The organism is Streptomyces sp. NPDC006798, assembly GCF_040635975.1.
In the GTDB taxonomy this organism is placed as follows: domain Bacteria; phylum Actinomycetota; class Actinomycetes; order Streptomycetales; family Streptomycetaceae; genus Streptomyces.
Map to the genome: position 1 here is coordinate 117,867 of NZ_JBEYIS010000020.1, position 13,273 is coordinate 131,139.

Annotated in this window: 12 protein-coding genes; 6 read left to right on the plus strand and 6 right to left on the minus strand. The window is 70.5% G+C overall.

Annotated features, from left to right (window positions below; translation table 11 throughout):
• The first annotated feature begins 159 nt into the window (after nucleotides 1-159).
• The gene (locus ABZ714_RS16325) at nucleotides 160-951 is read left to right on the plus strand and encodes a phytanoyl-CoA dioxygenase family protein (RefSeq protein WP_358825876.1); all 792 of its coding nucleotides are present in this window, start codon (nucleotides 160-162) and stop codon (nucleotides 949-951) included.
• A 22-nt stretch (nucleotides 952-973) separates the two neighbouring features.
• A complete protein-coding gene (locus ABZ714_RS16330) occupies nucleotides 974-1,873 on the plus strand; it encodes an AraC family transcriptional regulator (protein WP_358825877.1) in 900 nt (299 codons plus the stop codon).
• Here the strand turns inward: ABZ714_RS16330 and ABZ714_RS16335 are convergent.
• The 3 genes from ABZ714_RS16335 to ABZ714_RS16345 form a co-directional block, all read right to left on the minus strand.
• Entirely contained in the window at nucleotides 1,846-2,214 is a 369-nt protein-coding gene (locus tag ABZ714_RS16335) for a hypothetical protein (RefSeq protein WP_358825878.1), read from the minus strand. The two genes, ABZ714_RS16330 and ABZ714_RS16335, sit on opposite strands and share 28 nt — an antisense overlap.
• A 232-nt stretch (nucleotides 2,215-2,446) precedes the next feature.
• Complete coding sequence (locus tag ABZ714_RS16340) at nucleotides 2,447-2,953, minus strand: VapC toxin family PIN domain ribonuclease (protein WP_358825879.1); 507 nt, start codon at nucleotides 2,951-2,953, stop codon at nucleotides 2,447-2,449.
• Complete coding sequence (locus tag ABZ714_RS16345; protein WP_358825880.1) at nucleotides 2,950-3,138, minus strand: hypothetical protein; 189 nt, start codon at nucleotides 3,136-3,138, stop codon at nucleotides 2,950-2,952. Before ABZ714_RS16345 ends, ABZ714_RS16340 begins: the two co-directional genes overlap by 4 nt.
• 122 nt (nucleotides 3,139-3,260) lie before the next feature.
• Here ABZ714_RS16345 and ABZ714_RS16350 point away from each other — a divergent pair, with 122 nt between their 5' ends.
• A complete protein-coding gene (locus ABZ714_RS16350; protein ID WP_358825881.1) occupies nucleotides 3,261-3,575 on the plus strand; it encodes a hypothetical protein in 315 nt (104 codons plus the stop codon).
• Here ABZ714_RS16350 and mfd read toward each other — a convergent pair.
• Nucleotides 3,572-7,102, minus strand: coding sequence for a transcription-repair coupling factor (gene mfd, locus ABZ714_RS16355; protein WP_358825882.1), 3,531 nt, complete (start codon nucleotides 7,100-7,102; stop codon nucleotides 3,572-3,574). The two genes, ABZ714_RS16350 and mfd, sit on opposite strands and share 4 nt — an antisense overlap.
• 376 nt (nucleotides 7,103-7,478) lie before the next feature.
• On the opposite strand from mfd, the gene ABZ714_RS16360 reads away from it, so the two are divergent.
• From ABZ714_RS16360 to ABZ714_RS16370, 3 genes are all read left to right on the plus strand, one after another.
• Entirely contained in the window at nucleotides 7,479-8,219 is a 741-nt protein-coding gene (locus tag ABZ714_RS16360; protein WP_358825883.1) for a DUF6232 family protein, read from the plus strand.
• A gap of 235 nt (nucleotides 8,220-8,454) precedes the next feature.
• Entirely contained in the window at nucleotides 8,455-9,030 is a 576-nt protein-coding gene (locus ABZ714_RS16365) for a DUF6232 family protein (protein ID WP_358825884.1), read from the plus strand.
• The gene (locus ABZ714_RS16370) at nucleotides 9,031-9,372 is read left to right on the plus strand and encodes a hypothetical protein (protein ID WP_358825885.1); all 342 of its coding nucleotides are present in this window, start codon (nucleotides 9,031-9,033) and stop codon (nucleotides 9,370-9,372) included.
• Nucleotides 9,373-9,466: 94 nt separating this feature from the next.
• On the opposite strand, the gene ABZ714_RS16375 is transcribed toward ABZ714_RS16370, so the two are convergent.
• Together ABZ714_RS16375 and ABZ714_RS16380 are read right to left on the minus strand one after the other, a co-directional pair.
• Nucleotides 9,467-12,040, minus strand: coding sequence for an FtsX-like permease family protein (locus tag ABZ714_RS16375; RefSeq protein ID WP_358825886.1), 2,574 nt, complete (start codon nucleotides 12,038-12,040; stop codon nucleotides 9,467-9,469).
• Nucleotides 12,037-12,822: an ABC transporter ATP-binding protein gene (locus ABZ714_RS16380; RefSeq protein WP_358825887.1), complete on the minus strand. Its 786-nt coding sequence runs from the start codon at nucleotides 12,820-12,822 to the stop codon at nucleotides 12,037-12,039. Before ABZ714_RS16380 ends, ABZ714_RS16375 begins: the two co-directional genes overlap by 4 nt.
• Nucleotides 12,823-13,273 lie beyond the last annotated feature (451 nt).

A 13,273-nucleotide genomic window follows, 5' to 3' on the forward strand; every position in this document is an offset into this window, starting at 1 on the left:
GCCGGGGAGGCCAAGTCAAGCAGGAGTCGGCGCTCCGGGACACATGACGGGAGCGGGCTCACCCCCGCAGGCCGCGCCTCAGGTCGCCTCGCGGCACCCGACAAAAGAGGTACGGGGATTGTCGGGCCGCGGGATCGGGTGGCGGCGGACCATCGCCGCATGGACGACGACACGACCTTGGTCTCCCGGTTTCTCCGCGACGGCTTCGTGAAACTCGCGGGGGCCGTCGCGCCCCGGGTGGCGGCGGACTGCGCGCGGCTGCTGTGGCGGGAGACGGGGTGCGAACCGGACGAGCCCGCGACCTGGACGCGGCCCGTGCACTGGGTGGGCGGGATGGCGCGGGGGCCGTTCGCCGCCGCCCCCAACTCGCCGGGGCTTCATCACGCGTACGACCTGCTGGTCGGCGCGGGGCGCTGGGAGCCGCGGTATTCGCTGGGGACGTTTCCGCTGCGCTTTCCGCACGAGGAGGAGCCGGACGACGCGGGGTGGCACATCGAGGGAAGCTATCTGCCGGAGGGCGAGAGCTGGTACTTCACCGATCTGCGCTCCCGGGACCGGGCGCTGCTGATGCTCTTCCTCTTCTCGGAGGTCGGCGAGGAGGACGCCCCCACCCGGATCCGGGTCGGCTCGCATCTCGATGTGCCGAAGGTGCTGGAGAAGTACGGGGAGTTCGGGGCGAGCGGTCTCGTACTCGGGCCCGAGGTGGCGGCGGCGTCCGAGCACCGGCCGGTCGCGCTCGCCACCGGGTCGCCGGGCGATGTGTATCTGTGCCATCCGTTTCTGGTGCACGCGGCGCAGGCGCATCATGGCGTACGGCCCCGCTTCCTGGCGCAGCCGCCGCTGCCGCCCGCCGTACCGTACGAGCTGGAGCGGGCCGACGGCGCGTACTCGCCGGTGGAGATCGCGATCCGGCGGGGTCTGGGACTGTCCGCCCCCGATCGGGAGTCTTAGGGGCGCGGGGAAGGGAGCCGGGGTGCTGGAGCGGCTGAACCGGGCCATGGAACATATCGAGGAGCGGCTGGACACGGCCCTCGACCCGGCGGAGCTGGCCCGGATCGCCGCCACATCGGAACATCATCTGCGGCGGATGTTCTCCGCCCTCGCGGGCATGCCGCTTTCGGAGTACGTACGGCGGCGCAGGCTCACCGTCGCGGGTGCCGAGGTGCTGGCGGGGCGGGCGACGCTGCTGGAGATCGCGGTCCGCTACGGGTACGGCTCCGGCGAGGCGTTCGCGCGGGCGTTCCGGGCCATGCACGGCGTCGGACCGGGCGAAGCCCGCCGTACCGGCGCCGCCCTCGCGTCGCAGTCCCGGATGGCGTTCCGGCTCACCGTCGAGGGGCGGAGCAGTATGCGCTACCGCGTGGTGGAGAAGGCGGACTTCCGGGTCGTCGGGCTCACGACCCGGGTCCCTTTGGTCCACACCGGGCCCAATCTCGCGATCATGGACTTCGTGCGCGGCATCGATCCGGACGTCCTGGCGGAGCTGAAGGGGCTGTCGGACCAGGAGCCCCACGGGATCGTCGCGGTCTGCGACGGACTGGATCCCGGCCGGGCGGAAGGTACCGAACTCGACTACCACCACGGCGTGATCACTTCCGCGCCCGCGCCTGAGGGGTTGACCGGGCTGGCCGTCCCGGCCGGTGCCTGGGCCGTCTTCACCACCAGCGGCCCGGCCCCGAGGGCCGTCCAGGAGCTGTGGCGGGACGTCTTCACGGAATGGTTCCCGTCGAATCCGTACCGCACCCGCACCGGGCCCGAGATCCTGCGCGTCCGGCTGTCATCGGACGGGGCCGGGGGAACGGTCGTGGCCGACGCCGAGTTGTGGCTTCCCGTGGAGCCGGACCGTCAGCCGCTCAGGACTTCCCAGAGCTGACGGTCGATGTCGTGGCAGTGCCAGGACAGGACCTCTTCGTTGACGTCCAGGCAGTGCCTGACCCCGTCGTACAGGAAGTAGATCTTGACGACCTGCCCCGGGGTGAGCGACCCGTCGACCCTGAGTCTGGAGGTGAAGTTGCCACAGCTTCCGGCCTCCACCTCCGCTCCCTCCAGGGAGTAGATGTTCAGACACGCCTGATGGTCCACGTTGTTGAACTGGACCTGGTTGTCACCCGGCCACAGCAGCTCGAAGCGCTGGTCCGAGTAGCCGACGCACGGGTAGACGCCGACGTGTTTCCCCCAGTTCGAGTGGAAGTACAGACACTTGTCCTGGGACACGCTTCTCAGTCTGATGATCTGGCCCTGGGCCTGAGCGTTTCCAGGTGTCGTCACCAGCGCCATGCCGAGTGAAATCAGGGCAGCCGCTACGACACGAAGTCCGGTTCGCATGACAACGTCCTTCGGCGAGCTGATAGCCCCCCTCGCGTCGACGGTGTCATCGTGCCGTACGGGCCGCGACGCGGCCTGGCCCGTTGGAGCGAACCGGCCGCCCCGGCCGACCGGCCCCGGGTCAGTCGTCCAGGAGGCGGCGCAGCAGACCGCGCCTGCGGTTCGTGCTCGGGTCGGGGGCGGGGCGCGGTGGGCGGGGCGCGTCGATTCTGATCATGGGGATGCCGGGGCACACCCGGTCGATCACCTCGAAGCGGACGTCCGTGTGGAGGACGGTCAGTCCGTGGTCCCGGGCGGTGAGCACGGTGACGACTTCCATCAGGGTGGGCGCCTGCCGTACGCCGAGCGCGCTCAGCCGCTTCAGTACGTCACCGGCCTCGGGCTGCCGGTCGAAGCGCTTCATCGGGACCGAGCCGAAGGCCCGGTCGAGCGCCAGATGCAACGGCGTGGGGTCCACGCCGGGGCGTTGGCCGTGCCGGAGTTCGGCATGGGCGACGGGGCAGATGATGACCAGCCCTTCGGCGACCCGGGCGGGCCAGGGGTCGCCGACCGTGCCGAACAGCAGGCGCCACAGCACCGAGGTGTGGGCGAGATAGCGGGGGGCGGCGGACCGCTCGTCGGGTGTCATCGGCCCAGCCGGTCCTCACGGTCGCCGAGGGCCCCGGAGTCGAGGTAGTGGCCCGCGTGCTCCTGGAGCCAGCGCAGCGCTTCGGCCCGGTCGGCCGGATCGGCGGACGGCAGGACGTGTTCCATGCCGCCGCCCCTGGCACGCTCGGCCGGCGGCTCGTTCCGCCGCTGTCCGAATCCGAACATCTCCTCGTCCACCCCCGTCGTACGCCCGGCCGCCCTGGCCCCCGCCAGTAGATCACGGGCCGGGGCGGGCCGGTCGGGGCGGTGCGTTTGCCGTGCCGGCGCCGACCGGCGATTCTGGGGCGATGCCGGGACAGGGGAAGAGACGACGGCGGCAGGAAGCCGCGCGGCAGCGGTCGGCCGCCCGGACCGCGCCCGACGCGGGGCGGTGGACCGTGGTCCTGGAGACCACGGACCAGGCGGAGTTGCGTACGGAGCTGCGGCGGCTCCAGGAGGCCCGGGTCGACGCGTCGCTGATCCGGATCGACACGCTGTGCGTACGTCCCGTGGAGCGGAGCACCTACCGGCTGAGCCGGTTCGTGGCGGACACCTCCACAGAGACAGCGGGGGCGGGGCGCTCCGAAGAACGCCCCGCCCCCGTCCAGCCGTTCCCCGGCTAGCCGTTCAGGATCGTCGTCAGGAACTCGCCCGTCCACGACAGGAGTTCCCGGCCCACGACCGGCTTGCCGCCGATCTTGCCGGTGGTCGGCCGGGGCACCAGGATCTGGTTGGTCGCCGACTTGATCACCGTACGGGGGTAGAGCCGGTTCAGCCGGAGCTGCTGCGACTCCCGCAGCTCCACCGGCGCGAACCGGATGTTGTTCCCCTGGAGGACGATCTCCGCGACCCCGGACGCCCGGGCCAGCATCCGCAGTCCGGCGACCAGCAGCAGGTTCTCCACCGGCTCGGGCAGCTTGCCGTAGCGGTCGGTCAGCTCCTCGCGGACCGCCTTGATGTCCTCTTCCGAGTTGGCGGACGCGATCGCGCGGTACGCCTGGAGCCGCAGCCGCTCGCCGGGCGCGTAGTCGTGCGGGACGTGCGCGTCGACCGGCAGCTCGATCTTGACCTCCAGCGGGGGCTCCTCCTCCGGGCCGCCCTCGACGGAGGCGCGGTAGTCCGCGACCGCCTCGCCGACCATCCGGACGTAGAGGTCGAAGCCGACGCCCGCGATATGGCCGGACTGCTCGCCGCCGAGGAGGTTGCCCGCGCCCCGGATCTCCAGGTCCTTCATGGCGACGTACATGCCCGCGCCCATCTCGGTGTGCTGGGCGATGGTCGCGAGGCGTTCGTGCGCGGTCTCGGTGAGCGGCTTCTCGGGCGGGTAGAGGAAGTACGCGTACCCCCGCTCCCGGCCCCGGCCGACCCGGCCGCGGAGCTGGTGGAGCTGGGAGAGGCCGAAGTTGTCGCCGCGCTCCACGATCAGGGTGTTGGCGTTGGAGATGTCGATCCCGGACTCCACGATCGTGGTGGAGACCAGGACGTCGTACTTCTTCTCCCAGAAGTCGACCACGACCTGTTCCAGGACGCTCTCCGACATCTGGCCGTGGGCGGTGGCGATCCGCGCCTCGGGGACGATCTCCCGCAGCCGGGCCGCCGCCCGGTCGATGGACTCGACCCGGTTGTGGATGTAGAACACCTGGCCCTCGCGGAGGAGTTCGCGGCGGATCGCGGCGCCGATCTGCTTCTCCTCGTACGGGCCGACGAAGGTGAGGACGGGGTGCCGCTCCTCCGGCGGTGTGGTGATCGTGGACATCTCGCGGATGCCGGTGACCGCCATCTCCAGGGTCCGGGGGATCGGCGTCGCCGACATCGTCAGTACGTCGACATTGGCCCGCAGCTTCTTCAGCTGCTCCTTGTGCTCGACGCCGAACCGCTGCTCCTCGTCCACGATGACCAGGCCGAGGTCCTTGAACTTGGTCTCGGACGAGAACAGCCGGTGGGTGCCGATGACGACGTCGACCGCGCCTTCCCGCAGCCCTTCGAGGGTCGCCTTGGCGTCCGTGTCGGACTGGAAGCGGGAGAGCGCCCGGACGTTGACGGGGAATTGCGAGTACCGCTCCGAGAACGTGCCGAAGTGCTGCTGCACCAGCAGGGTCGTGGGGACCAGGACCGCGACCTGCTTGCCGTCCTGGACCGCCTTGAACGCCGCCCGTACCGCGATCTCCGTCTTGCCGTAGCCGACGTCGCCGCAGATCAGCCGGTCCATCGGGACCGACTTCTCCATGTCCTCCTTCACCTCGGCGATGGTGGAGAGCTGGTCGGGGGTCTCGGCGTACGGGAAGGCGTCCTCCAGCTCCCGCTGCCACGGGGTGTCCGGGCCGAAGGTGTGGCCGGGGGCCGCCATCCGCGCCGAGTAGAGCCGGATCAGATCGGCCGCGATCTCCTTGACCGCCTTCTTCGCCCTGGCCTTGGTCTTGGTCCAGTCGGCGCCGCCGAGCCGGTGCAGGGTGGGCGCCTCGCCCCCGACGTACTTGGTGATCTGCTCCAGCTGGTCGGTCGGGATGTAGAGCCGGTCGCCGGGCTGGCCGCGCTTGGCGGGGGCGTACTCGACCACCAGGTACTCGCGGGTCGCGCCCTGCACCGTCCGCTGCACCATCTCGATGTAGCGGCCCACTCCGTGCTGCTCGTGGACGATGTAGTCGCCGGTCTCCAGCGTCAGCGGGTCGATGGTCTTACGGCGCCGGGTCGGCATCCGGCGGCCGTCCTTGCCCGCCGCCTTCTGGCCGGTGAGGTCGGTCTCGGTGAGGACCGCCAGCTTCAGACCGGGGTCGGTGAAGCCGAAGTCGATCGCACCGGTCGCCACATGGACCACGGACGGGGAGATCCCGCCCAGCTCGGCTTCGAGCCGGGCCGGGACGCCCTCGCCGCCGAGCACCTCGACGGTCCTGGCCGCCGGGCCGTGCGCCTCGGTGACGAAGACCGTACGCCAGCCGTCCGCCAGCCAGCCCTTGGTGTCGGCCAGCGCGCGGGCGGTGTCGCCCCGGTACGACTCCGGGGCGCGCATCCCCAGCTTGAGCGTGTCGGCGGACAGCTCCTCGTCGGCCGCGAACGGCGCCACCGACCACCACATCATGCCCAGCTCACGGGCCCGGTCGCGGACGTCCGCGATCCCCCACAGGGACGCGGCGCCGACATCGATGGGGGCCTCGCCGCCGCCGGCGGTCGCCGCCCACGACGCCTGGAGGAACTCCTGCGAGGTGGCCACCAGATCCGCCGCGCGGGTACGGACCCGTTCCGGGTCGCACACCACGGCCATCGAACCGGCCGGGAACACGTCCAGCAGCAGCTCCATATCGTCCACCAGGACCGGCGCCAGGGACTCCATGCCCTCCACCGCGATCCCCTCGGCGATCTTGCCGAGGAGTTCGCCCAGCTCGGGATGGGCCTCGGCGAGGGCCGCCGCCCGCTCCCGCACCTCGGGCGTCAGCAGCAGCTCACGGCAGGGCGGCGCCCACAGACCGTGCTCGGCGACCTCCAGCGACCGCTGATCGGCGATCTTGAAGTAGCGGATCTCCTCGACGTCGTCGCCCCAGAACTCCACCCGCAAGGGGTGCTCCTCGGTCGGCGGGAAGACATCGAGGATGCCGCCGCGGACCGCGAACTCGCCCCGCTTCTCGACCAGCTCCACCCGGGCGTAGGCGGCGGCGGCCAGCGCGTCCACGACCTCGTTCAGATCGGCCTGCTGCCCGGTCCTCAGCGCCACAGGCACCAGCTCGCCCAGGCCCTTGACCTGCGGCTGGAGTACGGACCTGATGGGCGCGACGACCACCGACACCGGCCCGGCGGCGGGGTCGTCGGCCGACGGGTGGGCCAGCCTGCGCAGCACCGCGAGCCGACGGCCCACGGTGTCGGACCGGGGCGAGAGCCGCTCGTGCGGCAGAGTCTCCCAGGCCGGGTACTCGGCGACCGCGTCCTCCGGCAGCAGCGACCGCAGCGCCGCCGCCAGATCCTCCGCCTCCCGGCCCGTCGCGGTCACCGCGAGCACGGTCCGCCCGGCGTCCCTGGCCAGCGCCGCCACGGCGAAGGGCCGCGCCGCGGGCGGGCCCACCAGATCCACATGCATCCGTCCCGCGGACCGGGCGGCCTCGACGGCCTCGGCGAGTGCGGGATCACGTACGACTGCGTCCAGCAGACCGTGCAGGCTCATGAAAGACGTTCCATCCCGGTGATGCGATCCGACGGGTACGGGCAGCGCTGCGGCAAACGGGCAACGCGAACGGCCCGGCACGTGCGACGGGCCGGGGTCTCCCCAGCCTACGCCCGGCCGGAGGGGGCCGCGCGCGCGGCGAGGGGGCGGCAAGAGGGCGGGGGAAGGGCCGCGCCGCCGGGTGACCGGGCCCCCGTCAGCCCCGTAGGCCCCTTGGGTCCCGGGCGCCCCACACCCCGGCGGGCACCCCGGCGGGGGCCTCGCCGACCCGCCGCACACGGCTCCGTCAAAGACCGGAACGCCTCATTGCGCGCCCCGGACGGCGGCGGGTTAATGGACTCTCCGCGGCCGTGCCGCCGTTCGCATGGGGGAGCAGATGCCGACACCCGATCCGCCCGGGCAGCCACCCGGGATCCCGCCCGAGATCCCGCCCGAACCCGCCTTCCCGCCGACGGTGAGGGGCGAGGCCGTGGCGTCCGGAGCCGTACCGCCCCTCGCCGCCGCCCCGGGCCCGTCGGCCCCGGCCCCGGATGATTCCCACCAGTGGCCCGACGGCTTCGACCGCGTCCCCGCCCGGCGGCGGAACCGCAAGCACGGCGGGGTCGCCGTACAGGTCACCAGAAGGCTCCTCTTCCTCGGCGACTCCACCTATCCGCTGCAACACGTCTCCCGGGTCCGGACCGTCGTCGTGGAACCCGACCGCTGGGTACCGGCCGGGCGGTTTCTGACCTGGCTCGGGCTCTGCGTGGCGGCGGTACTGCTGATCTTCCGGGACGGCAGGGCCACCGGAGGCGAGGAGCTGCTGCTCCTGGCCGCGCTCGTGACCGCCTGCGGCGCGATCCTCCACGGCGTCCGAACGATCGCCGCCCTCTTCGCCAAGGCGCGCTATCTGCTGATCGTCGAGACGACCGGGGCACCGAAGGCGGTGATCCCCGGCCGGAAGCCGGAACAGATGCGGGACATCCGGCTGCGGATCCTGCACGCCATCGACGAGCCGGACACCGAATTCCGGATGACGGTGGAGACGCTGGTGATCGGCGATCCGAAGATGTACCACATCAGCAACGAGGTCAACATGCTCGACGGTACGGGAAATACGGGCGTCGTCATCTCCTGACCGCCCGGTCCGGCTCCGGGCCCGCCCCCGAGCCGAATTCCGAGTACGGGCCACGCCCCGGACTGGTACCGTCCAGCCTCTCCTCACCCTCGGGGGAACCATGTCATTACCCGATCCACCCCAGGATCCACCAGCCCAACAACCCTGGCGGATCCCCCCGCGGCAACCCGCGGGAGACCCGACGGGCGGACAGCCCGCTCCGCTCAAGGCTCCACCCGAGCCCAGCGCCCCGCCCGTGCCGACCAGACCGGCCCACGCGCCTCCGGGCGGCAACACTGTGAACATCCGGGTCACCAAGCGACTGCTCTGGGTCGACCAAGCCGTCTACCCGCTGGCGAACATCACCCGGGTCCATACCTCGACCTTCCACCCCAACCGCTGGCGGGCGTTCGTCACCTGCGTGAAGGTCGTGGGAGCAACCGTCGCGGTCAGCTTGGTCCTCGCCCTGCTCAGCGCCGTCGCCTCGGGCGTCGACTCCGACAGCGGCTCCTCGGACTTCTTCGGACTGGTCGGAGCCGTGACCTCCGTCATCGCGATCTTCGCGGTCATCAAGATGCTGATCGTGATGTTCTCCCCCAGCTACCCGATCCTGGTGATCGAGACCAGCGGCCCGCCGGCCGTGCTGCTTCCCGGCACCGACCGCGCCGCCCTCCAGGAGATCACTCTCCAGATCTCCCGGTCCCTGGAGAATCCCGATATCGAACTCACCCTGAGAGTCCAGAGCCTGACCATCGGCAATACCAGCAACTACCACTACGGCGACACGGTCAATATGTTCGGCGGCGAGCGGAATACGGGAGTGAGCAGGTAAATGACCGGCGACAACCACCACAACACCGTCAACATGCACGGCGGTACGGGCAATACCGGAATCAGCTACACGTCCCGGGAGGCCGCCCCGGTATCCGCCGCCGGGCTGGAGGAGGCCGTACGGGAACTGACCCGGCTCCTCACCGAACTGCGGGACGGGGTACCCGACGCCTCCGCTCGGACCATCGACGACGCGCTGCCCGCCATCGCCGCCCCCGAGGCCGATCCGCAGACCCGGCGGAACGCGGTCGCGGCCATCGCCGGGGTGGCCGCGATCGCCGGGGATCTCGGCGCCCCGGTGTTCGCCCTGGCCCAGCAGATCCTTCAGATGCTCGGCGGCTGATCCGCCCCGCCGCCCGGAAAGCCCGGAGGCCCGGCCCGAGCGATCTCCGCTCGGACCGGGCCCGTACGGCTCCGGAGTCGTAACCCCAAAACCGTCAGTCGGACGCGATCGCGTTGAGGACGTTCATCCGGCCCGCGCGGAACGCGGGGACCAGCGCCGCGAAGAGACCGACAAAAGCCGAGCCGATGAAGACCGTGATGATCGTCGGCCAGGGGATCTCCAGCACCCGCAGCCCCTCCAGGGCCAGCAGCTTCTGCGCCGCCGTACCCCAGCCCATGCCCAGGCCCAGGCCGAGCAGGGCGCCGAAGAGGGCGATAACCACGGACTCCAGCCGGATCATCCGGCGGAGCTGGCGGCGGGAGAGACCGATGGCCCGCATCAGACCGATCTCCCGGGTCCGCTCCACCACCGACAGCGCCAGGGTGTTCACCACACCGAGGACGGCCACGATGATCGCCAGGCCGAGCAGACCGTAGACGATGTTCAGCAGCTGGCCGATCTGCTCCTTCAGATCCTTCTTGAAGTCGGTCTGGTTCGACGCCTTGTACTGCGGATACGGCTCCAGCGTCGTCTTCAGCGCCTCGTACGCGGCCTTCTCCTGGCCGTCCTTCGCGGAGGCGAAGACCATCAGGTTCTGCGGGATCTTGTCGGCCGGCAGATACTTCTGCGCGGTGGCCGTGCTGATGATCATCACGCCCTGCTCCATGGCGCTGTCGTCCGAGGTGATCGTCTTGACCTTCAGCTTCGCCGTCCGGCCGCCCGCGAACGCCACCGTCAGCTCGGAACCCAGCTTCACCCCGTGCTTCTCGGCGTACTCCTCGCCGACCGACATGGAGTCATCGGCGTAGACGTCCGCCTGCTCGCCCTGAACCGTCTCCTTGCGGAAGTCCTTCGCGTACGAGGGGTCGGTGGCGACGATCGTCACCTTGGCCTCGTTGCCGTCCGGGGCGGTGATCTTGGTGCGGATGTCGCGGTACTGGGTGATGTAGTCGATGCCCTCGGTCTCCCGGATCGCCTCCAGGGCCTTCGGCACGACCAGCTGGCCCGACCTCGACTGGATCACGTAATCCGCGCCCACCGTCTTGTCCAGCTCCTCCGAAGCCGAGGCGACCATCGAAGAACCGACCACGGAGAGGCAGGCCACCAGGGCCAGACCGATCATCAGCGCCGCGCCGGTGGCGCCCGTACGGCGCGGATTGCGCAGCGCGTTCCGCTCCGCCATCCGGCCGACCGGGCCGAACGCCCGCAGGACCACGACGCTGAGCAGCCGTACCACCACATTCGCCAGCAGCGGGCCGATCACGATGAAGCCGAGCAGGGAGAGCAGCACCCCGACACCCAGCAGCATCGAACCCTCGGTCGCCTTCTCCGCCTCGGTGGTCGCGACCAGGGCGACGGCGCCGCCCGCGGTGAGCAGCAGACCGACCGCGGCCCGGATCCAGCCCGACTTGGCGTCGGTCGGCGCGCCGACCTCGCGGAGCGCCGCCATCGGGGAGATCTTGCTGGCCCGGCGGGCCGGGATGTACGCGGCCAGCACCGTCACCACGACACCCAGGACCACACCCACGACCGGGGTCGTCCACTTCACCGTCAGATCGTCGGTGGAGAGCTTCATCCCCATGGTTCCCATGAGTTCCATCAGACCGACGGCCAGACCCACACCGGCCGCCACACCGAGGGCGGAGCCGACCACACCGAGGATGATCGCCTCGATCAGCACCGAACGGTTGACCTGCTTACGGCTGGAGCCGATGGCCCGCATCAGACCGATCTCCCGGGTCCGCTGGGCGACCAGCATGGAGAAGGTGTTGACGATCAGGAAGATGCCGACGAGCAGGGCGATCCCGGCGAAGCCGAGCATCGCGTACTTCATCACGTCCAGGAACGAGCCGACTTCCTCCCGGCCCGCGTCGGCCGACTCGGCGGCCGTCTTCATGTCGTACCCGGCGCCGCCGATCACGGCCGCGATGTTCTTCTCCAGCCGGGCGTCCGGGACGCCCGGCTTCCCCGTCACCGCGATCTGGGTGAACCGGTCAGGACCGCCCAGCAGCTTGGTCTGCGCCGTCTTCGTCTCGAAGACGACCACCGCGGCGCCCGGGTTGGTGACCCGGAAGGCGAGGATGCCGGAGATGGTGGTCTTGAAGTCGCCGTCCACGGTGATCGTGCGCAGCTCGTCGCCGATCTTCAGCTTCTTCTTCTCGGCGGTGTCCGCGTCGACCATCGCCTCCGACGGACCGCGCGGCGCCCGGCCCGAGCTGATGTCGAACGTCTTGAGGTCCATCTCGGTCCAGTTGCCCGCGATGGTGGGGGCTCCGGTCGCCGCCCCGATGTTCTTGTTGTTCTTGTCGACGATGGTGACCGAAGCGCTGGTCACCGTACCGATGGCGGACTTGACGCCCTCGACGCCCGCGGTCTTCGTCACCAGCGACGCGGGCAGCGTCTCCGGGCGGCCGGTGGCGGGCCGGTCCTCGTCCTCGATCTCCTTCGGGGAGACCGTGACATCCGGCGACGTGACGGCGAACAGCTTCTCGAAGGTGGTGTTCATGGTGTCGGTGAACACCAGCGTGCCGCAGACGAACGCCACCGACAGCAGGACGGCGATCGCGGAGAGCGCCATCCGGCCCTTGTGGGCGAAGAAGTTGCGGAACGAGGTCTTGAAGGTCGTCACGACGTACGCCCCCGGGCGTCGAAGTCCTTCATCCGGTCCAGCACGGCCTCGGCGGTCGGCCGGAACATCTGGTCCACGATCCGGCCGTCCGCGAGATACAGCACCCGGTCCGAGTACGACGCCGCCACCGGGTCATGCGTGACGATCACGATCGTCTGCCCCAGCTCGTCCACCGAACGGCGCAGGAAGCTCAGGACCTCCGCGCCCGCGCGGGAGTCCAGATTGCCCGTCGGCTCGTCCCCGAAGATGATCTCCGGCCGGGCGGCGAGGGCCCGGGCGACGGCGACCCGCTGCTGCTGACCGCCGGAGAGCTGCGTCGGCCGGTGCTTCAGCCGCCCCGCCAGCCCCACCGTCTCCACCACCCGGTTCAGCCAGGCCCCGTCCGGCTTACGGCCCGCGATATCCATCGGGAGCGTGATGTTCTCCAGCGCGTTCAGCGTCGGCAGCAGATTGAACGCCTGGAAGATAAAGCCGATCCGGTCCCGGCGGAGCTGGGTCAGCTTCTTGTCCTTCAGCCGGGTGATCTCCGTATCGTCCAGATAGATCTCGCCCGACGTGACGGTGTCCAGACCGGCCAGGCAGTGCATCAGAGTCGACTTGCCCGAACCCGACGGGCCCATGATCGCGGTGAACTGCCCCCGGGCGATGTCCACATCGACCTGGTCGAGCGCGACGACCCGGGTCTCCCCCGAGCCGTACGCCTTCACGATCTGCCGTCCGCGAGCGGCGACGGCTGTGCGTCCTCCGGTGGACCCGGGCGGAATGGTCGTAGCCGTTGTCACGGGGTCTCCTCATGCCTTGGTGAGCGGTCTGCGGTGTCGCTGTCGCTGTGTCTGCGGTGCTCGCGGTGTCGCTTCGCACAGGTGCCTACAGCCGAAAATTCTGTCCGGCGGGAGGCCCGGGCGCGCTGGGGCGGGTCACCGTCTTGGTGCGGGGGTTTACCCCACCCCCCGGAGGGAGTGGGTGGCCCCGGGCTCCCAGGAACACGCTAGAAAAGGGAGGGGGCGGGTTTCCTCGTCCGCACGAACGAATAGGGGTCTGCCCGATCTAAGGAGATGCCCTTAGGGGTCCTCCACCCGTGGGTGGAGACGCTTTCTCATACTCCCTGGTGTGGGGCTTCCCGCCTGGCGCGGGGCCGTTCGCGCCTCAGGCGCCGGCGGGGCGGGGGCGCCTCCCGCTGTGGGGTTCCTGGTCCCCGGGCCCCCGGTGTGGGGTTGCCTGTGCCAGGCGGGG

What these genes read in the sequence shown, in the direction of transcription:
- ABZ714_RS16325 (WP_358825876.1), top strand. Translation starts at nt 160, where the DNA reads ATGGACGACGACACGACCTTGGTCTCCCGGTTTCTCCGCGACGGCTTC.
- ABZ714_RS16340 (WP_358825879.1), bottom strand. Translation starts at nt 2,953, where the DNA reads ATGACACCCGACGAGCGGTCCGCCGCCCCCCGCTATCTCGCCCACACC.
- ABZ714_RS16345 (WP_358825880.1), bottom strand. Translation starts at nt 3,138, where the DNA reads ATGTTCGGATTCGGACAGCGGCGGAACGAGCCGCCGGCCGAGCGTGCC.
- ABZ714_RS16350 (WP_358825881.1), top strand. Translation starts at nt 3,261, where the DNA reads ATGCCGGGACAGGGGAAGAGACGACGGCGGCAGGAAGCCGCGCGGCAG.
- mfd (WP_358825882.1), bottom strand. Translation starts at nt 7,102, where the DNA reads ATGAGCCTGCACGGTCTGCTGGACGCAGTCGTACGTGATCCCGCACTC.
- ABZ714_RS16360 (WP_358825883.1), top strand. Translation starts at nt 7,479, where the DNA reads ATGCCGACACCCGATCCGCCCGGGCAGCCACCCGGGATCCCGCCCGAG.
- ABZ714_RS16370 (WP_358825885.1), top strand. Translation starts at nt 9,031, where the DNA reads ATGACCGGCGACAACCACCACAACACCGTCAACATGCACGGCGGTACG.